The sequence below is a fragment of the Rhodococcus cercidiphylli genome, assembly GCF_033042225.1.
GTDB lineage: Bacteria > Actinomycetota > Actinomycetes > Mycobacteriales > Mycobacteriaceae > Rhodococcoides.
Genome location: NZ_JAWLKE010000005.1, coordinates 213,381 through 239,305 on the forward strand (window position 1 = coordinate 213,381; position 25,925 = coordinate 239,305).

The window sequence follows — 25,925 nt, forward strand, 5'->3', positions numbered from 1 at the left end:
GTGACTGTGGCCCCAGAAGGACGCAAGCTGCTCCGCCTCGAGATCCGAAACGCGGAGACCCCCATCGAACGCAAACCCAACTGGATCAAGACCAAAGCGAAGATGGGCCCGGAATACACCGAGCTCAAGGGTCTTGTGAAGCGTGAAGGTCTGCACACGGTGTGCGAGGAAGCCGGCTGCCCCAATATCTACGAATGCTGGGAGGATCGCGAAGCGACCTTCCTCATCGGCGGTGAGCAATGCACCCGCCGTTGCGATTTCTGTCAGATCGACACCGGCAAGCCGGAGGACCTCGATCGAGACGAGCCGCGCCGGGTGGCGGAGAGCGTGCAGGCCATGGGTCTGCGCTACTCCACGATCACCGGCGTTGCTCGGGACGATCTCGAGGACGGCGGCGCGTGGCTGTACGCCGAGACGGTGCGGTACATCAAGAAGCTGAACCCCAACACCGGCGTCGAGCTGTTGATCCCGGATTTCAACGCCAAGCCGGATCAGCTGGCCGAGGTGTTCTCTTCCCGCCCCGAGGTGTTGGCGCACAACGTCGAGACGGTGCCGCGCATCTTCAAGCGCATCCGCCCCGCCTTCCGGTATCAGCGGTCGATGGACGTCATCACCGCGGCCCGCGACGACGGTCTGGTCACCAAGTCGAATCTGATCCTCGGCATGGGTGAGACCCCGGAAGAGGCGCAGGAAGCCATTCGTGATCTGCACGAGGCCGGTTGCGACATCCTGACCATCACCCAGTACCTGCGCCCGTCGCTGCGCCACCACCCGGTCGAGCGTTGGGTCAAGCCGGAAGAGTTCGTCGAGCACTCCGATTACGCCACCGAGATCGGGTTCGCCGGTGTGCTGGCCGGTCCGTTGGTCCGCTCCTCGTACCGCGCCGGACGCCTCTACGCACAGGCCATGGCGCATCACGGCCGTGAATTGCCCGAGAGCATGAGTCACCTGACCGATGGTGGCGAGGCCTCTCAGGAGGCCAGCTCGTTGATGGCTCGTCTGGCCGCCCGCTGATCGTCGTTCCCAATCCGGAGCGGTGCGAGTGAGCGTCGGCACAGGACGTATCCTGTGAGGTATGGCGAACGGCAGTAAGGCTGGCAAAGCAGCAAAGCCCAGCAAGGAAGCAAAAGCGGCTGCCAAGGCGGCGCGCAAGCAGGCATCGAGGGAACGGCGCAAGCAGCTCTGGCAGGCGTTTCAGATGCAGCGCAAGGACGACAAGATTCTCCTGCCGCTGATGATCGGGTCGGTGGTCGGGCTGGGGCTCCTCGGGTTCCTGATCGGCCTGGCCTTCGGTTTCCAGTGGTTCCTGCTCCCCATCGGACTGCTCCTCGGAGTCCTGGTTGCGTTCATCATCTTCGGTCGCCGCGTGCAGAAGTCGGTGTACAAGAAGGCCGACGGGCAGGCCGGAGCGGCCGCGTGGGCCCTGGGCAATCTGCAGGGGTCGTGGCGGGTGACCAACGCGATCGCCGGAACCACCCATCTCGACGCCGTGCATCGTGTCATCGGCAAGCCCGGTGTCATCCTCGTGGCCGAGGGTGCACCGCACCGCGTGAAGTCGTTGTTGGCTCAGGAGAAGAAGAAGACCGCGCGCTTGGTGGGCGATACTCCGATCTACGACATCATCGTCGGCAACGAGGAGAACCAGATTCCGCTCTCGGGTCTGCAGAAGTACCTGTCGAAGTTGCCGAAGAACATCGACGGCAAGCGCATGGACACCATCGAGTCGCGGCTTTCCGCTCTCGGCACCAAGGGAGGCCCGGCGATGCCGAAGGGACCCATTCCCGGCGGAGCCAAGATGAAGGGCGTTCAGCGGACCATGAAGCGCCGCTAGTACTCACGACCACTCGAAACAGCCCTGGTGCGACGACCCCTCAGCGGGTCCGCAGCAGGGCTGTTCCCGTTGCGCGGTCGTGCATTCCTCGGCCGTCCATGTCGGTCACGACGGCCGGTACGACGAACAGTAGAATCAATTGGCGAACCAGGGCGCGGACGAACCCGACCCGCGCATGGGCGTCGATGCGTGCCACCTGAACACCGACGACGAACTGCCCCGGGGTGAACGAGAACAGTGAGACGCTCACCAGTCCCACTCCGAACCACACGGCCAGCACGATCGTCGAGATCAGGCCACTGGTGGTGTATCCGCCGAGAATCAGCGACGCCACGCCGGTGGCCATCGTCCAATCCAGCAGCAACGCGAGGACTCTACGTCCGGTACCTGCCAGCGATCCGACGCCCTGCTGCGGCAGACCCAACTCCTCCCCGCGAAAGTTCTGGGGTTCACGTGGGTTCGCCGAGGCCGGTCCGGACAACCAGGACCCTGTCATTCGTGCCATGATTTCAAGGATAGGCGCGGTCGGGCACACGGGAAAACACCTGGACGTACTGTTGTCCGTGCCAGTCGTGAGCCAGGACGTGTAACACGGGCGAAACACGAGCTTGACGGGCGGGCAACACCAAGTCCATACCGTCAGGTCGACGGACTCAACAAAGGAGCAAAAGCGTGGCGTTTTCCACGGCCCAAGAGGTCATCAAGTTCATCGCAGATGAAGGAATCGAATACGTCGACATCCGGTTCACGGATTTGCCGGGTGCACAGCAGCACTTCTCGATCGCCGCCAAGGCGTTCACGGCAGACACACTGGAAGACGGCCTCGCGTTCGACGGCTCGTCCGTCCGCGGCTTCCAGTCCATTCACGAGTCCGACATGATTCTGCTTCCGGACTACGCCACCGCTCAGGTCGATCCCTTCCGCAATGCGAAGACGCTGAACATCGACTTCTTCGTTCACGACCCGTTCACGCGTGAGGCCTACAGCCGCGACCCGCGCAACGTCGCACGCAAGGCCGAGGAGTACTTGGCGAGCACCGGCATCGCCGACACCGCTTACTTCGGTGCCGAGGCCGAGTTCTACATCTTCGATTCCGTGCGCTTCGATTCGCAGGCGAACGGCGCGTTCTACGAGGTCGATTCGTCCTCGGGTTGGTGGAACACCGGAGCCGAGACCGAGGCCGACGGCAGCCCGAACCTCGGCTACAAGGTGCGTTTCAAGGGTGGCTACTTCCCCGTCGCTCCGTACGACCACTACGTCGACCTGCGCGACCAGATTTCGACCAACCTGCAGAACGCGGGCTTCGAGCTCGAGCGTGCGCACCACGAGGTCGGCACCGGCGGCCAGCAGGAGATCAACTACAAGTTCAACACGCTGCTTCGCGCAGCGGACGACCTGCAGCTGTTCAAGTACATCGTCAAGAACACCGCATGGCAGAACGGCAAGTCCGCGACGTTCATGCCGAAGCCGCTGTTCGGCGACAACGGCTCGGGCATGCACGTGCACCAGTCCCTGTGGAAGGACGGCAAGCCTCTCTTCCACGACGAGGCCGGATACGCCGGACTGTCGGATCTCGCTCGCCACTACATCGGCGGCATCCTGCATCACGCGCCGTCGCTGCTGGCGTTCACCAACCCGACGATCAACTCGTACCACCGTCTGGTGCCGGGCTACGAGGCCCCCATCAACCTGGTCTACAGCCAGCGCAACCGCTCCGCTGCGGTGCGTATCCCGATCACCGGCAACAACCCGAAGGCCAAGCGCCTCGAGTTCCGTGCGCCGGACTCCTCGGGTAACCCGTACCTGAACTTCGCCGCTCAGATGATGGCGGGTCTGGACGGAATCAAGAACAAGATCGAGCCGATGGCTCCGGTCGACAAGGATCTCTACGAGTTGCCGCCCGAGGAAGCCAGGAACATTCCTCAGGCACCTACCTCGCTGAATGCCGTGATCGACCGGCTCGAGGCCGATCACGACTACCTCACCGAGGGTGGCGTCTTCACCACCGACCTGATCGAGACCTGGATCTCGCTCAAGCGCGAGCAGGAAATCGCTCCGGTGAACCTGCGTCCGCACCCGTACGAGTTCTCGCTGTACTACGACGTGTGATCGTCTGATTTCACGCTGACAACGCCCGGCCGAATCCTTTCGGCCGGGCGTTGTTGCGTTCCCGGGCAGTAACCGATCGGCAACGCTTAGGGCAATCGACGAAGAATTCAGACCGGTCGGCGTTTGATTGTCGGTACGCGGGGTAAAGGTATTTATCCGCTACCGGCGAACAGAGGACGACAACTGCATGGATGCACTGTGGGAATTCATCGTCGGACGGCGAAGGCAGTTGGCGATCGACTCCTATCTGCACGTCTCGGCCGTCGTTCAGTGCGTCGTCATCGCCACCGTCATCGGTGTCGCGATCGGTGTTCTGGTCTACCGCAGCCCCGCTGGGTCGGCGATCGCGACGGCTCTCGCGAGCACGATTCTGACGATCCCCTCGTTCGCGCTGCTGGGAGTTCTCATTCCCATCATGGGATTGGGCGTTCGGCCGACGGTGACCGCGTTGGTTCTGTATTCGCTACTGCCGATCATCCGCAACACCGTGGTGGGTCTCGCTGCAGTCGATCCGGCTGTCGCCGACGCCGCCCGCGGTATCGGCATGAGTCGCACGCTGGTGCTGCGACGCATCGAAATTCCTCTCGCCTGGCCGTCGATCCTCACCGGGATGCGGATCAGCACACAGATGGCCATGGGCATCCTGGCCATCGCTGCGTACGCGAAAGGCCCTGGCCTGGGCAACCTGTTGTTCTCCGGGCTCGCTCGCGTAGGCAGTCCCACAGCCCTACCGCAGGCCCTCACCGGCACTGTTCTGATCGTCCTGCTGGCGTTGATCCTGGACGGGATCTACGTGTTGATCGGCAAACTGACCACCTCGAGGGGTATCCGTGAGTGACTCGACCCGTACATCCAACGTCTCCGGCGCGGAAATCGTGCTCGAGAACGTGACCAAGAGCTACCCGGGGCAGAAGCTGGCCGCGGTGGACAACGTGTCCATGACGATTCCCGCCGGCGAGGTCGTCGTTCTGGTCGGGCCCTCGGGCTGCGGCAAGACGACGACGATGCGCATGATCAACCGGCTCATCGAACCGACGTCGGGCCGCATCACCATCGGTGGCAAGGACGCGCTCTCGATCGACCCCAACGAGTTGCGTCGCACCATCGGCTATTCCATCCAGCAGGCGGGTCTGTTCCCGCACATGACGATCGCGCAGAACGTCGGCATGGTGCCCGGGCTCATCGGATGGAACAAGAAACGCATCGACGATCGCACCGACGAGATGCTCGATCTCGTCGGGCTCGATCCGGCGGTGTACCGCCAGCGCTATCCGCGTCAGCTCTCCGGTGGCCAGCAGCAGCGTGTCGGCGTCGCCCGCGCTCTCGCCGCCGATCCCCCGGTGCTGTTGATGGACGAACCCTTCGGCGCGGTCGATCCGATCACCCGAGGACTGTTGCAGGACGAGTTGATGCGGTTGCAGGCGGAACTGGGCAAGACCATCGTGTTCGTGACCCACGATTTCGACGAGGCCGTCAAGCTCGGCGATCGAATCGCGGTGCTCGGAAACCAATCGACGATCCTCCAGTACGACACCCCCGAGGCCGTTCTCGCCAACCCCGCCGACGACACCGTCGCCGGATTCGTCGGGGCCGGGGCCGCGTTGAAGCAGCTGACCCTGATGCGCGTACGCGACATCGAACTGTCCGACGTTCCCGTCTTCGGCGAGGACGACTCGGTGGAGAAGATGAACACCGCTCTCGGCTCCGATCCGGAGGCGTGGGGAATCATCCTCGATGCGCGCAAGCGGCCGCTTCGCTGGACCGATCGTCGCCACCTCGTGGGGGTCGGCAGCCTGCGCGACGTCGGTGTGCCGATGGGCGAGATGGTCTCGACGCAGTCCACCCTGCAGGACGCACTGGAAGCTCTTCTCTCCGAGGGCAACGCGACGGCCACCGTGACCGGCAACCGCGGCGAGTACGTCGGCACCGTGACGATCGACGTGTTGATCGACACCATCAAATCTCTACGCTCTCAGCACGCCAACGATCACGACGAGGCGCGCAGCGACGTCGGGACGCCGTCGTGACCACACTCGCCGACACCGGCGAAACCACGAAGGACACCGCGCGCGCCGCCAAGCGGGCCGAGCGACTCCGGCTACTCATCCAGCCCGTGGTCATCCTCGTCATAGTGGCGGTGCTTTTGGTCTACACGTTCAGCCGGGACCTCACCGCCACCCAGTCGGGCACCCTCAACGCCGGCAGCATCACCACCGCCGTCCGCGAGCACGTGGCGATCACGTTCGTCGTGACCGCGCTCGTACTCGCCATCGCGGTGCCGCTCGGAATTCTGCTGACGCGGCCCGGGTATCGGAAGCTGGCTCCGTTGTTCATCGGTATCGCCAACATCGGTCAGGCAGCGCCGGCCGTCGGACTGCTCGTTCTGTTGTTCCTGGCCACCGGATGGACCGGATTCACTGCGGGCGTTCTGCCCATCGCGTTCTACTCGCTGCTCCCGGTGCTGCGGAACACCATGTTGGGCTTCCAGACGGTGGACCCGAACTACATCGATGCTGCACGCGGGCAGGGCATGTCGAACATGGGCATCCTGCGGCGCATCGAGTTTCCCCTCGCGGTTCCGTTCATTCTCGCCGGTCTGCGGACCTCGCTGGTGCTGGCTGTGGGCACTGCGACCCTGAGTTTCCTCGTCGGAGCGGGCGGTTTGGGCGTGTTGATCGATACCGGCTACAAGCTCAACCAGCCGATCATTCTGGTGGTGGGAGCAGTTCTTGCTGTTGCTCTCGCACTGCTGGTCGACTGGCTGGGCGCACTCGCCGAGGCATTCCTCGGACCGAAAGGACTCCGCTGATGCGGCGCACCACTCGACGACTTGCGGCCCTGTGCGCCGCGGCAACCCTGGCGCTCTCGGGATGCGGATTGCAATCCGGCGGTGCCATGCCGTTGTCGGTCGAGCCGGGAAGCATCACCCCGCTCCCCGGCCTCGAAGGTGCCCAGTTCACCGTGGGATCCAAGGACTTCACCGAGCAGATCATCCTCGGCTACATCCTCGAATTCGCGTTGAGCGCGGCCGGTGCCGACGTACGGGATCTGACCAACATCGCCGGATCGCAAAGTGTGCGGCTGGCCATGCAGAGCGGTCAGGTGGACGTCGCGTACGAGTACACCGGTACCGGATGGATCAACTTCCTGGGCAACGAAACCCCCATTCCCGACGCCACCGAGCAATTCGAGGCCGTGCGCGACGCCGACAAGGCCAATGGCATCGACTGGGTCAATCCGGCCCCGATGGACAACACGTACGCGCTGGCGATGAATCAGCAGGTTGCACAGGAGACCGGGGTTCGCACCCTCTCCGACTACGCGGCGCTGGTGAACAGCGACCCCGCCGCGGCAGCACTGTGTGTGGAGACCGAGTTCAACAGTCGTCAGGACGGGTTGCCAGGCCTCGCCGCCACATACGGGTTCGACGCCAGCACGTTGCCGGTGCAGATTCTGCAGACCGGCGTCATCTATCAGGCCACGGCCGAGGGCGCTCAGTGCCGATTCGGTGAGGTGTTCACCACCGACGGAAGAATCAAGGGCCTGAATCTGACGGTCGTCGAAGACGACAAGTCGTTCTTCCCGCGCTACAACGCGACCGTCATCATCCGCCAGGAGGTCGCCGATCAGTACCCCGAGATCGCCGAGGTGACCGGACCGATCTCGGCCGCGTTGACCAACGAGGCCATTTCCGAGCTGAACAAGCAGGTCGACATCGACGGACGCGAGCCTGCGGACGTCGCACGGGACTGGATGGTTCAGCAGGGATTCGTCACCGTCGGAAGTGATTAGAGGCAGACGGGGACTAGTTCCCGCCGAACGTCCTCTCCACCACTGCCTTTGCTCGACGCGTCACTCGTAGGTAGTTGTCGAGGAACGCTCCGGCATCGCCGTTCTCCCAACCCGCTACCTGCGCGACCGCCGACAGCACAGCTCCCGGTCGCGGCAGCTGATCGGTGGGCTTACCGCGCACCAGGACCAGCGCGTTGCGGGCCTTGGTTGCCAGAATCCACGCCTCCCTGAGCAATTCGACGTCGGTTTCGCTCATGAGCTCGGCTGCGCCGATGGCGTCGAGCGACTGCAGAGTCGAGGTGTTGTGCAGCGTCAGGACCTTGTGCGCGTATCTGAGCTGGATGAGCTGGACGGTCCACTCGATGTCTGCCAGTCCCCCACGTCCGAGCTTGGTGTGGGTGGAGGGGTCGGCCCCCTTGGGTAGACGCTCGGAGTCGATGCGCGCCTTGATGCGTCGGATTTCGCGGACCGCGTCGGCGGACACGCCGCCCTCGGGGTAGCGCACCTTGTCGGCCATCAGTAGGAATCGGATTCCGAGATCCTGGTCGCCGGCCACCTGGTGTGCGCGCAGCAGAGCCTGCACTTCCCAGGCCTGAGCCCACTGCGAGTAGTACGCGGCGTAGGACGAGAGTGTGCGCACCACCGGTCCGCTTCGGCCTTCCGGTCGCAGACCGGTGTCGACCTCGAGAGGTGGGTCGGTGCTGGGCGCGCCGAGTAGCTTGCGGATGCGGTCGGCAATGGTGTTGGCCCACTTGACCGCAACGGTCTCGTCGACTCCGTCGACCGGATCGCAGACGAACAGTACGTCCGCGTCGCTGCCGTAGCCGAGCTCGCCGCCGCCGAGGCGTCCCATTCCGATGACGGCGAGAGTTGCCGGGGCCGGTTCGCCGCGCTCGATCTCGCTGGCGCGGACGGCAGCCGCGAGGGCTGCGTTGATGACCGCGGCCCAGACCGAGGACAAGGCCCGACACACCTGAGGGACGTCGAGCATTCCCAGAATGTCTGCCGAGGCCACCCGCGCCAGTTCGTGGCGTCGTAGTGCCCTGGCCGCGTTGATCGCCCGTACCGGATCCTCGTACCGCGCCGAGGACGACAGGATCGCGCGGTACGTCTCCTCCGGCTCGACGTCCAGCAGCCGCGGCCCGGTGGGTCCGTCGGCGAACAGCCGAATGACCTCGGGGGCCTTGATCAGCAGGTCCGGTACGTAGGCCGAGGAGCCGAGCACGATCATCAGCCGTTGAGCCACAGCGCCTTCGTCGCGCAGCACGCGCAGAAACCACGTCTGCTCCCCCGCCGATTCCGACAGCCTGCGGTAGTTCAGCAGCCCGGCGTCCGGGTCGGGGGTGTCGGCAAGCCATTCGAGCAGCGTCGGAAGCAACACGGCCTGAATCTGACCGCGGCGGGTACCCGAGCCGACGAGCGCACGCAGGTGGCCCAACGCGTTCTGCGGGGTCGCGTAGCCGAGCGCGGCCAGCTGACGCGTCGCGGCGTCCGGCGTCAGACGCACCGTCTCGGAGTCGAACTTGACCACCGAGTCGAGCAACGGCCGGTAGAAGAGCTTCGCGTGCAATCGCCTGATGCGCTGCGCGTTGCGTTTGATCTCCGCGTTGAGCACGCCGAGGGCGTCGCGGTTGCCGTCGGGACGCATGTGCGCCGAACGGGCCAGCCACCGCAGGGCTTCCTCGTCGTCCTGAGGAGGCAAGGTGTGTGTGCGACGCATTCGTTGCATCTGCAGGCGGTGCTCGATCAGCCGAAGAAACTCGTAGGAGGCCGTCAGATTCGCAGCGTCGTCGCGGCCGACGTAGCCGCCCTCGGTGAGTGCGGTCAGTGCGTCGGTCGTGCCGAGAACGCGCAGCGACTCGTCGGTTCGACCGTGCACCAATTGCAGGAGCTGGACGGCGAACTCGACGTCGCGCAGGCTGCCGCGTCCGAGTTTGATCTCGCGCTCGCGGAGCTCCGGCGGCACCATTTCCTCGACTCGACGCCGCATCGCGCGCACCTCGGGCACGAAGTCCTCGCGCTGGCTGGCCAACCACACCATCGGGTTGACCGCGTCGACGTAATCGTTGCCGAGCGCGATGTCGCCGGTCATCGGGCGGGCTTTGAGCAGCGCCTGGAACTCCCAGGTCTTGGCCCAGCGCTTGTAGTAGGCAACATGCGAATCCAGGGTGCGGACCAGCTCGCCGCGCTTGCCCTCGGGACGCAGCGCCGCGTCCACCTCGAAGAACGCCGAGGATCCGATGCGCATCATCTCACCGGCGATGCGGCTCGCCTGCGAGTCGGCGGGCTCGGCGACGAACACGACATCGACGTCGGAGACGTAATTGAGTTCGCGCGCACCGCATTTGCCCATCGCGACGACGGCCAGACGCGTCGGACACGGAGCGTCCGGGCACACGGTGGCCACCGCCACTGCCAGTGCGGCGGTGAGCGCAGCGTCGGCCATGTCGGAAAGCTGCGACCCCACCACCGTGTACGGCAGGACGGGCTCGTTCTCGACGGTCGCGGCGAGGTCGTATGCCGCCAGCACCATGATCTGGTCGCGGTACTTCTTGCGCAGCGCGATCACCGCGGGCGGTCCTGTGACGGTCGCGCGGTACAGGTCCGGTGCGGCATTGGGGCCGGTCTCGGGCTCGGCCCCGACAGCCTCGAGCAGTTCCGCGACCAGGGTGGCTTTGGTGGGTAGCTCGATCTTGGCCGAGACTCCGCTGCTCTGACCTTCCTTGGTCAGAAGCAGACGCCAAGTGCTGTCGTCGGCAACCAGGTGATCGGCGAGCGCACTGGAAGCGCCGACGAGACCGAGGATGCGCCCGCGGAAGCCCTTGTCGGTGCGCAGTGCAGAGTCGAACTCGGCCCACCCGGCACCGAGCAGTTCGTACATACGCACCAGCGTTCGCAGTGCGAGGTCCGCGTTGGGCGCACGGGAGAGCGACCACAGCAGCTCGAGGCTTTCCTCCCCCGTCCAACCGAGGGTGCGCAGGTCGGACGGCGCAGTTTCTTCGACGAGGCCGAGACGGCCCGGTCCGGGAACGACGGATCTGGAGGTCGGAGGACGCACCATCAGAATCCACCTCGGGGTGCCACAGAATTACCTCGTCGTCAGTACACAGCGGCGCGAGGGTGCTCGCGTCGGCATCGGAACTACCATTGAAGGATCGAGTAGAACGTAGCCCATGACGACGCCGTGCTGTTAAAGACCCAGGTAGGCCTTCAGCTCGTACGGCGTGACGTGACTGCGGTATTCCTCCCACTCGCGACGCTTGTTGCGGAGGAAGAAGTCGAAGACGTGCTCGCCCAGTGCTTCGGCGACCAGTTCGGAGCCCTCCATCGCGTTCAAGGCCTGATCGAGGTTGCCCGGTAGTTCCTTGTAACCCATGGCGCGACGCTCGGCGGAGGTCAACGCCCACACGTCTTCCTCGGCCTCGGGCGGCAGGGTGTAGCCCTTCTCGATTCCGCGAAGACCGGCCGCGAGCAGCACCGCGAATGCCAGGTACGGGTTGCAGGCCGAGTCTGGGCTACGGATCTCGACGCGACGCGAGGATGCCTTGTTCGGGGTGTACATCGGCACGCGGATCAGAGCCGAGCGGTTCGCCGGTCCCCAGGATGCAGCGGTCGGTGCTTCGCCGCCGCGCACGAGTCGCTTGTAGGAGTTGACCCACTGGTTGGTCACGGCGCTGATCTCGTTGGCGTGTTCGAGGATGCCGGCGATGAACGACTTGCCGGTCTCCGAGAGCTGCATCGGGTCGTCCGGGTTGTGGAAGGCGTTGGCGTCGCCCTCGAACAGGCTCATGTGCGTGTGCATCGCCGAGCCGGCCTGGTCGCTGAACGGCTTGGGCATGAACGTCGCGCGCACACCCTCCTCGATGGCGACTTCCTTGACCACGTAGCGGAAGGTCATGATGTTGTCGGCCATCGACAGTGCGTCGGCGTAGCGGAGGTCGATCTCCTGCTGGCCGGGCGCGGCCTCGTGGTGGCTGAACTCGACCGAGATTCCCATCGACTCGAGGGCGTCGATGGCGTGCCTGCGGAAGTTCGGGGCCGAGTCGTGCACGGCCTGGTCGAAGTAACCGCCGTTGTCGGCCGGGGTCGGCGGTGAGCCGTCCTGCGGGGCGTCCTTGAGCAGGAAGAATTCGATCTCGGGGTGCACGTAGCAGCTGAACCCGAGGTCCGCGGCCTTGCTCAACTGGCGACGCAGCACGTGGCGCGAGTCGGCCCAGGACGGCGAGCCGTCGGGCATGGCGATGTCGCAGAACATCCGCGCCGAGTGCTGGTGGCCCTTGCTGGTGGACCACGGCAGAATCTGGAACGTCGACGGATCGGGCTTGGCCACGGTGTCGGCCTCGGACACGCGGGCGAATCCTTCGATGGCGCTACCGTCGAAACCGATTCCCTCGTCGAAAGCCCCTTCGAGCTCGGCGGGGGCGATGGCCACCGACTTGAGGTACCCGAGGACGTCGGTGAACCAGAGGCGGACGAAACGAATGTCGCGCTCTTCGAGGGTCCGGAGCACGAATTCCTTTTGACGATCCATGAACGCGAGAGTAAGCAAACGGAGTTAAATCTGTGTTACATCGTGAATTCGGTCTCACTTCGTGAAACTCTCAGCACACTTTCCAGGTGGTGAGGTAGCACGTCAGCACCGCAATCCGTCCCCCGGCGGAACCAGATCGACAAGATAGTTCACCAACGGATCGTCGATGCACTCGACGCCCGAGAAGGCGACCGTGTGCTGGGTGCCCTCGTAGGTCACCAGATCGCCGCGCAGCTGAGCAGCCAACTCCACACCAGCCTGGTACGGCGTGGCCGGATCGTCGGTCGTCGAGACCACCACCAGGTTCGGCAGTCCCTCGACGTCGACGACGTGCGGTTCGCTCGTGTTCGGCACCGGCCAGAAGGCACACAGGTCGAGCGGCGCATTGCCCGTCGCCCGGCCGTCGTCCAGATACGGCGCGGCGGCACGGAACCTGACGTCCGCCGCGTCGGCCTCGGCGCGATCGGTGGTCGGCGGGCCGTCGACGCAGCGAACAGCGTTGAACGCGTCGTCGATGTTGGTGTAGCTGCCGTCCTCGAGCCGTCCGGAGTAGGTGTCGGCGAGCCGGAGCAGGGTGTCGCCCCTGCCGTCGCGCAGTTCGTTCAATCCGGCCCGCAGCAGACGCCACAGCTGCTGCGAGTACAGCGCCTGCTGGGCACCGGTGATCGCATCGTCGTAGCTGAGACCGCGAGGGTCGGTCGTCTCGGCCGGCTGGTCGATCAGCGGGTCGACCAGCGATCGGAACTGCTCGACGGCCTGGGCCGGATCGGTTCCGAGCGGGCAGGTGTCGGTCTGTGCACAGTCGGCGGCGAACTGATCGAACGCGGTCTGGAACGCCGCGCCCTGGGCGACGGCTTCGTCGACGGGTGACTGGTCCGGATCGAGCGCACCGTCGAGCACCATCGCACGCACGTTGGACGGGAACTCCTCGGCGTACGCGGTCCCGATCCGGGTGCCGTAGGAGTAACCGATGTAGGTCAGCTTCTCGTCGCCGAGTACCGCACGGATGACGTCCATGTCGCGCACCACTTCCCGGGTGCCGACGTGCTCGAGCACGTCCGCCCCGGTGCGCTCGACGCACTGCGCGGCGTAGTCCCGATGTTCGGCCTCGGTCGCCGCGATGCCCTCGGGGCTGACGTCCACATCGGGTTCGCGACGTTCCTCGTCGACCTCCTCGGATGTCAGGCATCGCACCTCCGGTTCGGATGCTCCGATTCCGCGTGGGTCGAAGCCGATCCGATCGAAGCGATCGGCGACGGCAGTGCCTTCGGCCTGCCCGGCGAGGTAGAGCCCCGACGAGCCGGGCCCGCCCGGGTTCATCAGTACCGATCCGATCTTCTCGCCCGTCGCCTTCGTCCGCGAGATGGCGACCTCGATCGTCCTGCCCTCGGGGTCTGCGTAATCCAACGGCACAGTCACCAGCGCGCACTCGACGGCACTTCCCAGTTCGCTGCCGTCGGTGTTGTAGCTGTCGCAGGACTCCCACTCCAGGGTCTGGGTGTAGAACGCCTCGAGCCCCGAGGGAATCGGGCCGGCGACCGATGCCGGCGACGAGGCGTCGGGCACCGCGGAGTTCTCCGGTGTGGCGGTGGGCTCGGGGCCGGAGCAGCCTGCGAGCACCACGGCCACGGCCGACATCGCCACGGCCGTCTTCCTGGTGCGCGTTCTCATGGACACGATCGTGCCAGGTCTTTCGAGCGTGTCGCTGTCGCCGCCCGGCGGGGACGTCGTGCGACCACTAGCGTGGGCGCAGTGCAGGCACTTCGACTCGCCCTCGCCCAGATCAACTCCGTCGTCGGCGATCTTCCGGCGAACTCCGCAGCCATCGTCGAGTGGACGGTCCGCGCGGCCCACGACGGTGCCAACGTGGTGGTGTTCCCCGAGATGGCGCTGACCGGATACCCCGTCGAGGATCTGGCTCTGCGACCGTCGTTCGCCGCCGCATCGGCTCGTGCGCTCACCGAGCTGGCTGCCGCCTTGGACAGTGCCGGGTGCGGCGACCGCATCGTGGTGGTCGGTTACCTCGATCGCGACGCCGAGGGCTCACGGAACAGCGCGGCAGTGATCACCGATGGACGGGTTGCCACTCGATACGACAAGCACTCGCTCCCCACCTACCGAGTGTTCGACGAGGCCCGCTACTTCGCTCCGGGATCCGGTCTGAGCATCACGACGGTGAACGGCCTGCGGCTCGGTGTCGTTGTCTGCGAGGACATCTGGCAGCCGGGCGGGCCGGTGCCGGCCTACGGGGCAGCCGGAGTCGACATGTTGCTCTGCCTCAACGCCAGCCCTTTCGAGCAAGGAAAGGACGAGGTGCGCCGCTCCATCGCCGCGCGCCGAGCCACCGAGATCGGCGCTCCGATCGCCTACGTCAACGTCGTCGGTGGACAGGACGAGCTGGTGTTCGACGGGGCGAGTTTCGTCGTCGGGCCGGACGGTTCCACCTGGGGCCGCTCCCCTCAATTCGTCGAGCATCTGCTGATCGTCGACGTCGATGCGCCCGCCGATCCGGGTCCGGACGCCGCGACGGTACCCGGCTGGAGCATCGACCGGATACCGCTGCCCGACGTCGCGATCACCGGCTGGCAGCGAGCCGAGCCGTACCTCGCAGAGATCGCGAGCACCGAGGAACAGGTGTGGGGCGCACTGGTGACCGGACTACGAGACTATGTGCACAAGAACGGTTTTCGTTCGGTGGCTCTCGGATTGTCCGGCGGGATAGATTCTGCGGTGGTCGCCGCCATCGCAGTCGACGCCCTCGGCCACGACGCGGTACACGGAGTGTCGATGCCCTCGACGTACTCGTCGGACCATTCCCGCACCGACGCAGAGGATTTCGCGTCGCGCACCGGTATCCATTTCCGCGTCGAGCCCATTGCCGACATGGTTGCTTGCTACGTGGACCAACTGCATCTGACCGGCTTGGCCGAGGAGAACATTCAGGCCCGCTGCCGGGGTATGGTGTTGATGGCGCTGTCGAACAGCTTCGGCCATCTGGTGCTCGCCACCGGTAACAAATCCGAGCTGGCCGTGGGCTATTCGACGATCTACGGAGATGCCGTCGGCGGCTTCGCGCCGATCAAGGACGTGCCGAAGTCACTCGTCTGGGATCTGGCGCGGTGGCGAAACAAGTCCGCTGCCGACCGTGGTGACATCCCTCCGATACCCGAGTCGAGCATCGACAAGCCGCCGTCCGCCGAGCTCCGGCCGGGCCAGCTCGATACCGACTCGTTGCCCGACTACGACGAACTGGACGCCATCGTGTTTCGCTACGTCGATCACGACCAAGGGTTCGCGGACATCGTGGCGGCCGGGTTCGACGCGGCGGTGGTCGCGGACATTCTGCGCAAGGTCGATGCGTCGGAATACAAGCGGCGCCAGTACCCGATCGGCACCAAGGTCACTTCTCGTGCGTTCGGTCGCGATCGCCGCATGCCGATCACCAACGGCTGGCGGGACTACGCGACGCTCGACGGGGTGTGACCAATTGCACTGCCGGTAGCTGCCCGGCAGGTCGCGCGCAGTGGCAGACTTGTCCACGTCATCACACCCCATCCCGGGGACCCGCCGAGCGGGCCTCGAGGACCAGAAAGGGACAAAGATGTCCGAAACTGCTGTGTACGGCGGATCTGCCCAGGAAGCACCCTCCACCGCATTGACCCGCAAGACCCGCACCCACCACCTTCTGCAGATGAAGTCCGACGGTGAGCGCTGGGGAATGCTCACCGCCTACGACTACTCCAGCGCCCGCATCTTCGAGGAAGCCGGCGTACCTGTTCTCCTCGTCGGCGATTCGGCGGCCAACGTCGTCTACGGATACGACACCACCGTGCCGATCACCGTGGACGAGCTTCTTCCGCTGGTTCGCGGAGTGGTCCGCGGCGCACCGCACGCCCTCGTGGTCGCAGATCTGCCCTTCGGCACGTACGAGGCCTCGCCGCAGCAGGCCCTCGAGACCGCAGTTCGGTTCATGAAGGAAGGGCTCGCAGGCGCAGTCAAGCTCGAGGGCGGCGAGCGCGTGGCCGCTCAGATCGCTGCGATCACCGCCGCGGGCATCCCGGTGATGGCCCATGTCGGCTTCACCCCGCAGAGCGTCAACACCCTCGGCGGCTTCCGCGTCCAGGGTCGCGGAGACGCGTCCGAGCAGCTCGTGGCCGACGCCATCGCAGTCCAGGAGGCGGGAGCATTCGCCGTCGTCATGGAGATGGTTCCCGCCGACATCGCCGGCCAGGTGACTCGCAAGCTGACCATTCCGACGGTCGGTATCGGTGCGGGCAACGAATGCGACGCGCAGGTACTGGTGTGGCAGGACATGGCCGGATACACCAACGGCAAGACTGCGAAGTTCGTGAAGAAGTTCGCCGACGTCGGCGATTCACTGCGGACCGCGGCAACGACGTACATGTCCGAGGTGCGATCGGGAGTCTTCCCCGGGCCCGAACACAGCTACTGATCGTTCTCGCCTCGCCGGAGTTCGGGTGGCACACTCGGGGCCATGACAATCAGACGGGGTACGACGTCCATTGCAGGAAGAAGCGCAGTCGCATTGGCAGGCGCGGCTGCGCTTCTCGTCGTAGCGACTGCATGCAGCACCGACACCACCAACACCGGTTCGTCCTCCACCACGACGGTCGCACCGACCACCACGGTCACCGCACCGCCTGCGGGCGCAGCGATCACCGACGCGCAGAAGCAGCAGCTGTGCACCGATCTCGAAGCGCAGCTGTCCAATTGGCGCGTCCAAGGGCCCACCCTTGGTCGCGGCGGGCTCAACATTCTCGTGCAGACCTGGGCGGCGCAGAGCGGCGTCATCAATCTTCAGGTGGTGCAGGACCGAGCGATCGTCGACGACATCACGACGGAAACGTGTTCGGACGTACGAGACGAGGCCATCCGATCGCTCGACATTCCGGACCTCGCGTCCGGCCTGGTGGGCTTCTGAGATGCGGACCCTCTACCCCGAAATCGATCCTGTGGAGACCGGCCACCTCGATGTCGGCGACGGCCAACAGATCTACTGGGAGGTCTCCGGCAATCCCGACGGTGCGCCGGTGGTGTTCGTGCACGGCGGTCCGGGCGGTGCCACCAATCCGTTGCAGCGCAGGTATTTCGACCCACAGGCCTATCGAATCGTGTTGTTCGATCAGCGAGGCTGTGGGCAGTCGACCCCGCACATCGCCGACGGTGCCGATCTGTCGGTCAACACCACCGACCGGTTGATCTCGGACATGGAGAAGCTCCGCGAGCACCTGGGTATCGACACGTGGTTGGTGTTCGGCGGTTCGTGGGGCTCGACGCTGTCCCTGGCGTACGCGCAGTCGCACCGTGATCGTGTGCGTGGGCTCGTACTACGGGGAATCTTTCTCGTGCGTCCGTCGGAGATCGCCTGGTACTACGGCGGCGGGGCAGGCCACATCTTCCCCGATCTGTGGGAGAAGTTTCTCGAACCCATTCCGGAAGACGAGCGCGACGGCAATCTCGTCGAGGCGTATCACCGGCAGCTGATGTCCGAAGACCACGAAGCCGCGACGCGAGCTGCGGTGGCATGGTCCACCTGGGAGGCAGCGACGAGTTACCTGCTGCCCAAACCGGATGCAGTGCAGTCCAATTCGGATGCACGGTTCGCACTGGCGTTCGCCGGTATCGAGAACCACTACTTCCGGAACAACTGCTTTCTCGAAGAGAATCAACTGCTGCGCGACGCCCACCTGCTCGACGGCATCCCCGGTGTCATCGTGCAGGGCCGCTACGACGTCGTGTGCCCGGCAACGAGCGCGTGGGCACTGCACAAGGCCTGGCCCTCAGCAGATCTGGTGATCGTCGACGATGCCGGTCATTCTGCGGCCGAGCCCGGCATCGTGCATCACCTCGTGGAGGCGACGGACCGTTTCAGGCCGTGACGGCCGAGTAGTCGAATCGTACTGCGCGCGAGTCGGTGTCGGCCCGGGTCAACCGGACCTTCACCGACTCCCCCGCGGGCGGTTCCCCGTCGCACTTGCCGAGGACGATCGGTTCGGACACCAGCACCTCGGCATCCCGCTTGCCCTCGGCACCGCGCAGTACGACCGCTGAGAACTGCTCGCCCACTCGGTCTTTCAGTACGTGCGCTTCGGTGAGGTCGATGCAGGCGCGGTCCACTTTCGATGCCGCAGAATCCGATCCGCGCATGATTGCAGGCAGCTCCGGCAAAGCCTGTGCTGCCCAGTCCGGTATCGGAGTTCCCGCGACGACCGCCAGGCACACCTCGGTGGCGAATCGATCGGACAGCCGCCGCAGTGGCGCCGTCACGTGGGCGTACGGGGCACCGATTCCAGAATGTTCCACCGATTCGTCACTGTCGGCAGGGGTGGTGGTGCGATCGAACGCGCGGTAGTCCGCACCACGCAGCAAACCGGTCGCCTGCGTCATCATCGCCAGTGTCGACGGCTCACCGGTAGGCAAACCGGCCAGCACTGCGCCGGCCGATGCCCCTGCCGGCCAGTCGATTCCGAGCGCGGTTGCGGTCTTCTTCAACGTCTCCACGGCCTCGGCGGGCGCGGGTGGGAGTGTGCGGACGAGGCCGATTCCGGCGTCGAGCATGATTCTGGCGGCGCACATACCCGTCAAGAGCGACACCTCGGCGTTCCACCCGTCCACTGCCGTGCGGGGCTGCAGATCGATGCGCCACCCTTTTCCGTGCGGCGTCACTTCCTGCTCGGGCAGTGTGATGTCGATTGCCCCGCGCCGCCTGGCTGCGGCCGCGCGCTGTGCCCCGAATTCCGCCAGCGCCGCGATGGAGGGGTGCGGTGTGCCTGCGTCGACGTCGGCTTGCACCGCGGCGTAGTCGAGCCGTGCAACAGAGCGCACCAGCGCGCGGGTGACGGTCCACGCGGCCGCCTCGCCGACGTCGTCGAGTTCGATGGTCCACAGCGCGGCGCAGCGAGCCTGCCCCTCCAGCAGACTGCCCGACCCCTCCGACAGCTCTCGTGGATGCAACGGCACAGATCCGTCGGGGAGGTAGAACGTCTGGCCGCGTCGACGGGTTTCGGCATCGAGCGCTCCCCCGGGCGTCACCAGTGCGCCCACATCGGCGATCGCGTAGTGCACCACCAATCCGTTGGCCGTCTTCTCGATGTGTACGGCTTGGTCGAGGTCCTTCGAGCCGGGTGGGTCGATGGTGACGAACGGAATGTCGGTGCGGTCGATTCTGCTGTCGGCGTGCAGGTCTCGTGCTTCGATCGCCTCGCGCATCACGTCTACGTCGAAAGCTTCGGTGAGAGCGAACTCGGATCTGATGGCCTCGAAGTCGAAGCCCGGAGCCCTCAGCCGGGTGAGCAGCACCGTCAGTTGTTCCAGTCGTCGTCGGAATCTGCGGCCTTGTTGCGCGCCGCGGCTATCTTCAGCGCCTGCTCCGCGGTGGCCTTGTCCGGATAGGGGCCCATGCGGTCGAGGGCGTTGGTCTGCTTGCCCTGTACGACCTGCTTGGTGGTGATGTCGTAGTACCAGGAGGTGTCGTCGTCGGTCATGACTTCCAGTGTGCCCCATGGAGCGACGCCGCAGGCGAACTGCGGGAGAAATGGTGAGTGCGAACGAGTCGGCCTGTAAGCCGGATCCTGTCTGCCGTTCCTGCTCTCGCAGGTTCGACGTCGACGACCATCCATCTGGGCACACCGTTGCCGGGTACCTCGAGCAGTCCACCCGCAGGCTCGGGCGAGCAGCCCTCGAGCACCTGCGCAGCTGCACCCCTTGCGCGATGCAGCCTTCGACCTTGCTCCGGGCGGGGTTTACCTAGCCATCCCAGTCACCTGGGATGCTGGTGCGCTCTTACCGCACCGTTTCACCCTGACCTGCAGTTCGACTCCGAAGAACCGATCCGCAGGCGGTCTGTTTTCTGTGGCACTGTCCCGCGAGTCACCTCGGGTTGCCGTTAACAACCGCCCTGCTCTGTGGAGTCCGGACTTTCCTCGGTCCGAAGCGCGACGACACTCGTTCGCCGGTCCTCCGAGCCGCAGCCGTCCGGCCAACTCGTTCGCGGTTGCACACTCTACTCGGCACTCCGCGTCAGCCGGGAACCGAACTACAGTTCCTCCCATGAGTGAGTGGGTCGTGTTGCTCCGCGGCATCAACGTCGGTGGCATCAACATCAAGATGGCCGATCTCCGTGAGGCCCTGACATCGGCCGGCTTCACCGATGTCCGCACCGTTCTGGCGACCGGCAATGTTCTGCTGGGCTCCTCGCTGAGCGTCGACGCCGTCAAGGCACAGGCGGAGAGCACGCTCGCGCAGGCGTTCGGCTACCAGGCCTGGGTGAGCGTGCTGGACGTGCCGACACTTCGAGCGATAGTGGAGTCCTACCCGTTCGACGCCGAACGGGAAGGCTGGCATCCTTATGTGGTGTTCGGTAGCGACGATAGCCATGTGACCGAATTGTCCGCTCTTGCAGAAGAACTCGACCCCGAGCTCGAACGTGTGGCTGCCGGGCGCGATGTCGTCTACTGGGAGGTCCGGGCAGGCAGTACAACGACGAGTCGCTTCGGGAAGGCGACGGCCAAGGCGAAGTTCAAGTCGACGACCACCACACGAAATCTGCGCACGCTCGTGAAGCTTCTCGCGTGACCGTTCTCGCCGCAGCATTGGTCGCTGCCGTTCTCGTCTTCGCGATCGTCCGCCCCCGCGGTCTGCCCGAGATCGTCGCCGCACTACCGGCTGCGGCGACCGTTCTGCTCATTGGCCTCGTCAGCCTCGACGCCGCACGCGAGCAAGTACTCGAACTCGCTCCCACCGTGGTCTTTCTGGCGTTCATCCTGATCCTGGCGCATCTGTCGGACGCCCTCGGAGTGTTCACCTGGATCGCCGCCAAGCTCCGCCGAGGATCCAGGGGAAGCCCTCGCCGATTACTGACCCTCGTGTTCGCGGCGGCCGCATCGACTACGGCGGTACTGAGCCTCGACGCCACCGTGGTTCTGCTGACACCGGCCATCATCGGTGCTGCGCGGATCCTGGGGATGTCGCCGCGTCCGCACAGTTACGCCACTGCACACCTGTCCAATTCGGCGTCGACTCTGCTGCCGGTGTCGAACCTGACCAACCTTCTCACATTCGCCGCGACCGGCCTGACTTTCCTGCACTTCACTGCTCTGATGGCTCTGCCGTGGATCTTCGCGGTGGCCATCGAGCTAGCGGTGTTCCTGATCTTCTTCCGCAAGGATCTGAGCCGCACTGCCGCACCGCCGGAGAAGCCCGTCGAGCAGAGCGCCGACGACGTCCCCGCACCGCGGACCACGCTGATCATCCTCGGCGCGACTCTCGTCGGCTTCGCAGTGGCCGGCCTGTTCGACGTCGAACCGTTCTGGGTGGCCGCGGTGGGATCGGTGGCATTGGCCATCCCCGCACTCCGGGGCCGGCACACCAGTGCTCGCGCCATTCTGCGCGGTGCCGATCTACCGTTCTGCGGCTTCGTCTTCCTGCTCGGCATCGTCGTTCTCGGCGTCACGACAGGGCCGATCGGCGACTGGCTGGCGCGAATCCTGCCGTCCGACACCACTTTCACCTCGCTCCTGGCCGCCGCAGCCATCGCGGCAGTGGCGTCGAACATCGTCAACAACCTGCCCGCGACGCTGCTGCTACTGGCCGCCTTCGGGGCCGACGCTCCCCCGGCGTTGCTGTTGGCCATGGTGATCGGGGTCAACCTCGGCCCCAACCTGACCTACGTCGGCTCGCTGGCAATCATGCTGTGGCGACGCGTCGCATCGGCCAACGACGAGCCGGCAGACCTGCGGACGTTCACCGTCCTGGGAGTTATCACTACACCGCTGACCATCGTCGGTGCCGTGGCGGGCCTGTGGCTTGCGTTGCAGATCTGACCCTTGCCATGCAGCTCGTGCATCGAACAGGCGAGTCCCGACAGCTGCCGGGTAAGGCCGTCGGCCAACCTGCTCGACAATCGGCGCGGAGTCAGGGCAAGCGTCGTGTGCGGAGTGTCGAGACCGCCAGGCCCACACCGAACACCGCGGCACCGATCACCGCTCCCATCACCGGCAACAGCAGCCCCGCATGCACGGTGTCGAACAACGGCGGACCACCGTAGATGTCCAGACGCGCAGCGCCGGTCGGCCCGAGGTCGTCGAAATAGGGGTCCGCGACCATCCTGACGCGGATTTCGGGAGGTTGGCTTCGTGCCCACCATGCTGCCCCCGCGCCGACGATGCTTCCCGCCACGAGTGGGGCCGCCACAAGCGTCAGCCGACCGGTCTTTCGTACGAGAGGGAACCACCCGATAGCGACCGACACGACGGTGCCGACCACAAGAGCGGCAACCGGAGCGACCCACGTAACCGGCCACCACGGCGGACCCGACACGTACTGCATGTAGTCGTACACCCGAAAGTACCCAGAATCGCCCGGATTCACGGGCGGTGGCGCTTCCGCATCGATCCACATCCGCGTCACCCCGTACCGCCACCCGAACGCGACTGCCAGACCGGCAACGGCCGATGCGAACGATGCCAAGACAATCCAGCGCGCCGCCGCAGGCTCGCGAATACTGTTCTCGGACATGCGAACCGCGTCCTCCGTCGATGCTCCGAAAAGATCAGGCCAGTCGTCCCAGGTGCGAGGTGTCGTTCACCAATCGCACCGAGGCCCCGCCGTCGGGGTAGAACTCCGCGATGCTCAGCGACGCGAGGTCGAGATGCAGTCGGTACAGCAGCGACGGGCCGACGTCGAGTGCGAGTTGCAGCAACATCTTGATCGGGGTGACATGGGTGACCACCAGCAGGGTTTTTCCGGCGTACTCGGTGAGCAACTGATCGCGGGTTGCTTCGATGCGCGTGCGCACCGCGTCGAAGCTCTCCCCGTTCGGTGGTGCCACTGAGGTGTCACCGCGCCACGCCTTGTGCGCGTCGGGGTGACGTTCCATGGCCTCGGTGAACGTGAGGCCTTCCCAGTCGCCGAAGTCGGTCTCGATGAGTCCGTCGACGGTGGTGACGGGCAATCCGAGAATGCCTGCGGTCGCTGCCGCGGTCTGTTGCGCGCGTGCCAGTGGCGAGGCCACGATGGCGTCGATATCTGTCCGTGAACCGAGAACCGTTGCGGCAGAATCGGCTTGACGTCGACCCAATTCGGTGAGATCGGGGTTGCCGCGGCCGGAGTAGCGCCGGTCCACCGACATCGGGGTCTGGCCGTGACGCAGCAACAGCAGGCGAGTCGGCTCCCCCATCGCCCCGGTCCAGCCGGGCGACTCGGCCTTCTTCGCTACCGGCTCGGCATCAGGCAATTCCGATAGGTCCACGCCCTCGGCCGCGGCGTCCATCGCCTCGTTCGCCAATGCGTCGGCGTGCGAGTTCTGCGAACGCGGAATCCACTCGTAGGTGACGGAATCGAAGTGGCGGGCCAGTTCGGCCGCTTTTCGCTGAAGCGGAATCATGTCCGGGTGCTTCACTTTCCAGCGCCCGGACATCTGTTCGACGACGAGTTTGGAGTCCATGCGGACTGCAACCTCACGGGCCCCGACATCACGGGCCGCGCTCAGTGCTGCGATCAGTCCGTTGTACTCGGCGACGTTGTTCGTGGCCACGCCGAGCGACGCCCGACGCTCGGCCAGAACCTGCGAGCGATCGGCGCTGAACACCACTGCGCCGTACCCGGCCGGGCCGGGGTTACCACGCGATCCTCCGTCGGCCTCGGCAACGACCCTCGATACCTGACTCAAATTCCGGATTCCTTGGTGCGCACCAGGATTGCATTGCACTCGGAGCAACGAATGAGAGCATCCGCTGGCTTGTTGGCGATGCTTGCGATCTCGTTGCGATCGAGTTCGATGCGACATGCTCCGCAACGCCGAGCCTGCAACAATGCCGCACCGCGGCCGGTGAGCGCTCGCTGCTTCTCGTAGAGCGCAAGCAGATCCGCGGGCAATCCCGACGCCAACGATTCGCGGCGCTCGGCGCTGCGCTTCTCGGCGACATCGAGGTCTGCGACGGCGTCGTCGCGGCGACGGCCGGCGTCGACCAATTCGTCTTCGATCTGCGTCAGCTGCGCACCGGCGTGCTCGTAGTCCCGCTCACTGGCCTCGCGCTGCTCCATGACCTCGAGCAGCTCCTCCTCGAGGATTCCCTGGCGACGCTCGAGGCTGCCGAGTTCGTGCTGCAGTTCGGTCATCTGCTTCGGGGCGATGGTGCCGCTCTCGAGCATCTTCTTGTCGCGAGCCTCGCGTTGCCGGACCGCGTCGACCTCGCCTTCGAGTTTGCGGATGTCCCGATCGAGGTCGTCCATCGAAATCTGAACCGTCACCGCGGCATCCTTGCGGGTGGTGCGCTCGGTCTCGAGCTTGTCCACCTCCTGCTGCTCGGGGAGGCTCTTGCGGCGGTGGGCGATCTGCGAGAGTTCGGTATCCACACCGGCCAATTCGAGCAGCGAGGCCTGGACTTTGGGATCGACGTTCACGCTTGATGACTCCTGCGACTATGGAAGTTGATAAGAGATCACCCTACCGGCTACCCGAAACCCAGACAGCCGGATCCACTTCACCGCCGGTCGCTGGCTCGATGATCACAGCGTCCACGGGTCGGTGCGCACGTCGGTGACCCGGCTGCTCCACCCGTCGGTGTCGCCGAACGCGGCGTCGACGATGCCTCTCGCCTGCTCACACCACGGAAACTCAGAGGCCCAGTGCGCGGTGTCGATCACGGCGGGTCCACCCGCGCGCAGATGCTCGTCGACGGGGTGGTGCCGCAGATCCGAGGTGACGTACACATCGGCGTCGGTGCGCGCGACTGCAGACAGGAACGAGTCACCCGCTCCCCCACACATCGCAACCACCGAGACCGTGGCCTCAGGATTCCCTGCCGCACGTACTCCCCACGTCGTGGCAGGCAACGCCTCGCGGACGACCTCGGTGAACTCGGCAAGGGTCATCGGATTCGGTAGCTTTCCGATGCGCCCCAAACCGGTGCACGACGGTAAGGCCGCGGACTCGAAGACATCGAACGCGGGCTCCTCGTACGGGTGTGCCCGACGCATTGCCGAAAGCACCTCTGCACGTAGCCCTTTCGGGGCAACGACTTCGATGCGATCCTCCGCCTGGGTGTGCACCTCTCCGACGACACCGAGCGTCGGGTGCGCATTCGGACCCGGACGGAATTGGCCGAGTCCTGCGCTCTGCCAGCTGGCTTCGCTGTACTCGCCGATCTGTCCGGCTCCGGCGTCGAACATGGCCTGTCGCACCGCGGCCGAGTCGGAGGTGGGCACGAAGACCACCCACTTGTCATGTGCGGGAGCAGGAATGGGGTCGAGTGGCCTGGTGTCGATCACGCCGAGTGCGGACGCGAGTGCGTCGGAGACCCCGGGATCGGCGGAGTCGGCGTTGGTGTGGGCGGTGAACAGCGCGCAGTCGGCCTTGATCAGGCGATGGATCACCGAGCCCTTCGCGGTGTCGGCCGCGACGGTGTCGACGCCTTTGAGCAGCAAGGGATGGTGGGCGACGATGAGGTCGGCACCCCGAGCGATGGCGTCGTCGACCACGGCGTCGGTGACGTCGACGGTGTACACGACCTGCTGCACAACAGCTTCGGGATCCCCGCACACCAGGCCCACCGAGTCCCAGCTCTCGGCCAAGCGCGGTGGGTATGCGTCGTCGAGTACCTCGATGACGTCCGCCAGTGTCACTGCCATGGTCGATGCTCT

The 25,925-nt window shown here is 65.4% G+C and carries 23 protein-coding genes and 1 other RNA gene; 13 read left to right on the forward strand and 11 right to left on the reverse strand.

Features of this window, described 5'->3' with window-relative positions:
* Together lipA and R3P95_RS14205 are read left to right on the forward strand one after the other, a co-directional pair.
* Positions 1-1,014 carry a lipoyl synthase gene (gene lipA / locus R3P95_RS14200; protein ID WP_269593872.1) on the forward strand — a complete coding sequence of 338 codons (1,014 nt, stop codon included), beginning with the start codon at positions 1-3 and terminating at the stop codon, positions 1,012-1,014.
* Between the two features lie 61 nt (positions 1,015-1,075).
* Entirely contained in the window at positions 1,076-1,831 is a 756-nt protein-coding gene (locus tag R3P95_RS14205) for a DUF4191 domain-containing protein (protein WP_269593871.1), read from the forward strand.
* Between the two features lie 40 nt (positions 1,832-1,871).
* Here R3P95_RS14205 and R3P95_RS14210 read toward each other — a convergent pair whose 3' ends face one another.
* On the reverse strand, positions 1,872-2,336 hold the full coding sequence (locus R3P95_RS14210) for an RDD family protein (protein ID WP_149406144.1): 465 nt from the start codon (positions 2,334-2,336) through the stop codon (positions 1,872-1,874).
* Between the two features lie 167 nt (positions 2,337-2,503).
* Between R3P95_RS14210 and glnA (R3P95_RS14215) the strand changes: the two genes are divergently transcribed.
* The 5 genes from glnA (R3P95_RS14215) to R3P95_RS14235 all read left to right on the forward strand — a co-directional run bounded on the left by glnA (R3P95_RS14215) (position 2,504) and on the right by R3P95_RS14235 (position 7,732).
* Positions 2,504-3,940: a type I glutamate--ammonia ligase gene (glnA, locus tag R3P95_RS14215; RefSeq protein ID WP_317548580.1), complete on the forward strand. Its 1,437-nt coding sequence runs from the start codon at positions 2,504-2,506 to the stop codon at positions 3,938-3,940.
* Between the two features lie 187 nt (positions 3,941-4,127).
* Positions 4,128-4,778, forward strand: a complete 651-nt coding sequence (locus tag R3P95_RS14220; protein WP_037192916.1) for an ABC transporter permease — start codon at positions 4,128-4,130, stop codon at positions 4,776-4,778.
* Complete coding sequence (locus tag R3P95_RS14225; protein ID WP_149406145.1) at positions 4,771-5,967, forward strand: ABC transporter ATP-binding protein; 1,197 nt, start codon at positions 4,771-4,773, stop codon at positions 5,965-5,967. The genes R3P95_RS14220 and R3P95_RS14225 overlap by 8 nt, the downstream gene beginning before the upstream one ends.
* Entirely contained in the window at positions 5,964-6,749 is a 786-nt protein-coding gene (locus R3P95_RS14230) for an ABC transporter permease (protein ID WP_149406146.1), read from the forward strand. The genes R3P95_RS14225 and R3P95_RS14230 overlap by 4 nt, the downstream gene beginning before the upstream one ends.
* Positions 6,749-7,732 carry a glycine betaine ABC transporter substrate-binding protein gene (locus R3P95_RS14235; protein WP_300524272.1) on the forward strand — a complete coding sequence of 328 codons (984 nt, stop codon included), beginning with the start codon at positions 6,749-6,751 and terminating at the stop codon, positions 7,730-7,732. Before R3P95_RS14230 ends, R3P95_RS14235 begins: the two co-directional genes overlap by 1 nt.
* 13 nt (positions 7,733-7,745) lie before the next feature.
* Here R3P95_RS14235 and R3P95_RS14240 read toward each other — a convergent pair whose 3' ends face one another.
* From R3P95_RS14240 to R3P95_RS14250, 3 genes are all read right to left on the reverse strand, one after another.
* Entirely contained in the window at positions 7,746-10,793 is a 3,048-nt protein-coding gene (locus R3P95_RS14240; protein WP_317548581.1) for a bifunctional [glutamine synthetase] adenylyltransferase/[glutamine synthetase]-adenylyl-L-tyrosine phosphorylase, read from the reverse strand.
* Positions 10,794-10,922: 129 nt separating this feature from the next.
* Positions 10,923-12,263: a type I glutamate--ammonia ligase gene (glnA, locus tag R3P95_RS14245; RefSeq protein ID WP_032379097.1), complete on the reverse strand. Its 1,341-nt coding sequence runs from the start codon at positions 12,261-12,263 to the stop codon at positions 10,923-10,925.
* Between the two features lie 102 nt (positions 12,264-12,365).
* Positions 12,366-13,934: an alpha/beta hydrolase gene (locus R3P95_RS14250; RefSeq protein WP_317548582.1), complete on the reverse strand. Its 1,569-nt coding sequence runs from the start codon at positions 13,932-13,934 to the stop codon at positions 12,366-12,368.
* Positions 13,935-14,015: 81 nt separating this feature from the next.
* Here R3P95_RS14250 and R3P95_RS14255 point away from each other — a divergent pair, with 81 nt between their 5' ends.
* The 4 genes from R3P95_RS14255 (at position 14,016) to pip (ending at position 18,163) form a co-directional block, all read left to right on the forward strand.
* Positions 14,016-15,746, forward strand: a complete 1,731-nt coding sequence (locus R3P95_RS14255) for an NAD+ synthase (RefSeq protein WP_317548584.1) — start codon at positions 14,016-14,018, stop codon at positions 15,744-15,746.
* 118 nt (positions 15,747-15,864) lie between these two features.
* Positions 15,865-16,716, forward strand: coding sequence for a 3-methyl-2-oxobutanoate hydroxymethyltransferase (gene panB, locus R3P95_RS14260; RefSeq protein ID WP_149406151.1), 852 nt, complete (start codon positions 15,865-15,867; stop codon positions 16,714-16,716).
* A gap of 42 nt (positions 16,717-16,758) precedes the next feature.
* Entirely contained in the window at positions 16,759-17,205 is a 447-nt protein-coding gene (locus R3P95_RS14265) for a hypothetical protein (RefSeq protein WP_317548585.1), read from the forward strand.
* 1 nt (position 17,206) lies between these two features.
* Positions 17,207-18,163, forward strand: a complete 957-nt coding sequence (pip, locus tag R3P95_RS14270; RefSeq protein ID WP_317548586.1) for a prolyl aminopeptidase — start codon at positions 17,207-17,209, stop codon at positions 18,161-18,163.
* Here the strand turns inward: pip and R3P95_RS14275 are convergent.
* The 3 genes from R3P95_RS14275 to rnpB all read right to left on the reverse strand — a co-directional run bounded on the left by R3P95_RS14275 (position 18,153) and on the right by rnpB (position 20,270).
* A complete protein-coding gene (locus R3P95_RS14275) occupies positions 18,153-19,583 on the reverse strand; it encodes an RNB domain-containing ribonuclease (protein ID WP_317548587.1) in 1,431 nt (476 codons plus the stop codon). The genes pip and R3P95_RS14275 overlap by 11 nt on opposite strands.
* A gap of 2 nt (positions 19,584-19,585) precedes the next feature.
* Positions 19,586-19,768, reverse strand: a complete 183-nt coding sequence (locus tag R3P95_RS14280) for a hypothetical protein (protein ID WP_094688449.1) — start codon at positions 19,766-19,768, stop codon at positions 19,586-19,588.
* A gap of 60 nt (positions 19,769-19,828) precedes the next feature.
* Positions 19,829-20,270, reverse strand: an RNA gene (gene rnpB / locus R3P95_RS14285) — RNase P RNA component class A.
* A 63-nt stretch (positions 20,271-20,333) separates the two neighbouring features.
* Between rnpB and R3P95_RS14290 the strand changes: the two genes are divergently transcribed.
* Positions 20,334-20,858, forward strand: coding sequence for a DUF1697 domain-containing protein (locus tag R3P95_RS14290; protein WP_317548588.1), 525 nt, complete (start codon positions 20,334-20,336; stop codon positions 20,856-20,858).
* Positions 20,855-22,105 (forward strand): SLC13 family permease, encoded by a 1,251-nt coding sequence (locus tag R3P95_RS14295; protein WP_317548589.1) that lies wholly within the window; start codon positions 20,855-20,857, stop codon positions 22,103-22,105. The genes R3P95_RS14290 and R3P95_RS14295 overlap by 4 nt, the downstream gene beginning before the upstream one ends.
* 91 nt (positions 22,106-22,196) lie before the next feature.
* On the opposite strand, the gene R3P95_RS14300 is transcribed toward R3P95_RS14295, so the two are convergent.
* The 4 genes from R3P95_RS14300 to R3P95_RS14315 all read right to left on the reverse strand — a co-directional run bounded on the left by R3P95_RS14300 (position 22,197) and on the right by R3P95_RS14315 (position 25,913).
* Positions 22,197-22,799 (reverse strand): hypothetical protein, encoded by a 603-nt coding sequence (locus R3P95_RS14300; RefSeq protein WP_317548590.1) that lies wholly within the window; start codon positions 22,797-22,799, stop codon positions 22,197-22,199.
* Positions 22,800-22,833: 34 nt separating this feature from the next.
* Positions 22,834-23,952, reverse strand: coding sequence for a bifunctional RNase H/acid phosphatase (locus R3P95_RS14305; RefSeq protein ID WP_317548591.1), 1,119 nt, complete (start codon positions 23,950-23,952; stop codon positions 22,834-22,836).
* On the reverse strand, positions 23,949-24,686 hold the full coding sequence (locus tag R3P95_RS14310) for a zinc ribbon domain-containing protein (protein ID WP_032394446.1): 738 nt from the start codon (positions 24,684-24,686) through the stop codon (positions 23,949-23,951). The genes R3P95_RS14305 and R3P95_RS14310 overlap by 4 nt, the downstream gene beginning before the upstream one ends.
* 105 nt (positions 24,687-24,791) lie before the next feature.
* On the reverse strand, positions 24,792-25,913 hold the full coding sequence (locus tag R3P95_RS14315; protein WP_149406160.1) for a Nif3-like dinuclear metal center hexameric protein: 1,122 nt from the start codon (positions 25,911-25,913) through the stop codon (positions 24,792-24,794).
* Between the last annotated feature and the right edge of the window lie 12 nt (positions 25,914-25,925).

Coding starts and splice junctions, on each gene's coding strand:
- R3P95_RS14205 (WP_269593871.1), top strand. CDS start 1,076: ATGGCGAACGGCAGTAAGGCTGGCAAAGCAGCAAAGCCCAGCAAGGAA.
- R3P95_RS14210 (WP_149406144.1), bottom strand. CDS start 2,336: ATGGCACGAATGACAGGGTCCTGGTTGTCCGGACCGGCCTCGGCGAAC.
- R3P95_RS14220 (WP_037192916.1), top strand. CDS start 4,128: ATGGATGCACTGTGGGAATTCATCGTCGGACGGCGAAGGCAGTTGGCG.
- R3P95_RS14235 (WP_300524272.1), top strand. CDS start 6,749: ATGCGGCGCACCACTCGACGACTTGCGGCCCTGTGCGCCGCGGCAACC.
- R3P95_RS14240 (WP_317548581.1), bottom strand. CDS start 10,793: ATGGTGCGTCCTCCGACCTCCAGATCCGTCGTTCCCGGACCGGGCCGT.
- glnA (WP_032379097.1), bottom strand. CDS start 12,263: ATGGATCGTCAAAAGGAATTCGTGCTCCGGACCCTCGAAGAGCGCGAC.
- R3P95_RS14250 (WP_317548582.1), bottom strand. CDS start 13,934: ATGAGAACGCGCACCAGGAAGACGGCCGTGGCGATGTCGGCCGTGGCC.
- panB (WP_149406151.1), top strand. CDS start 15,865: ATGTCCGAAACTGCTGTGTACGGCGGATCTGCCCAGGAAGCACCCTCC.
- R3P95_RS14265 (WP_317548585.1), top strand. CDS start 16,759: ATGACAATCAGACGGGGTACGACGTCCATTGCAGGAAGAAGCGCAGTC.
- pip (WP_317548586.1), top strand. CDS start 17,207: ATGCGGACCCTCTACCCCGAAATCGATCCTGTGGAGACCGGCCACCTC.
- R3P95_RS14280 (WP_094688449.1), bottom strand. CDS start 19,768: ATGACCGACGACGACACCTCCTGGTACTACGACATCACCACCAAGCAG.
- R3P95_RS14290 (WP_317548588.1), top strand. CDS start 20,334: ATGAGTGAGTGGGTCGTGTTGCTCCGCGGCATCAACGTCGGTGGCATC.
- R3P95_RS14300 (WP_317548590.1), bottom strand. CDS start 22,799: ATGTCCGAGAACAGTATTCGCGAGCCTGCGGCGGCGCGCTGGATTGTC.
- R3P95_RS14315 (WP_149406160.1), bottom strand. CDS start 25,913: ATGGCAGTGACACTGGCGGACGTCATCGAGGTACTCGACGACGCATAC.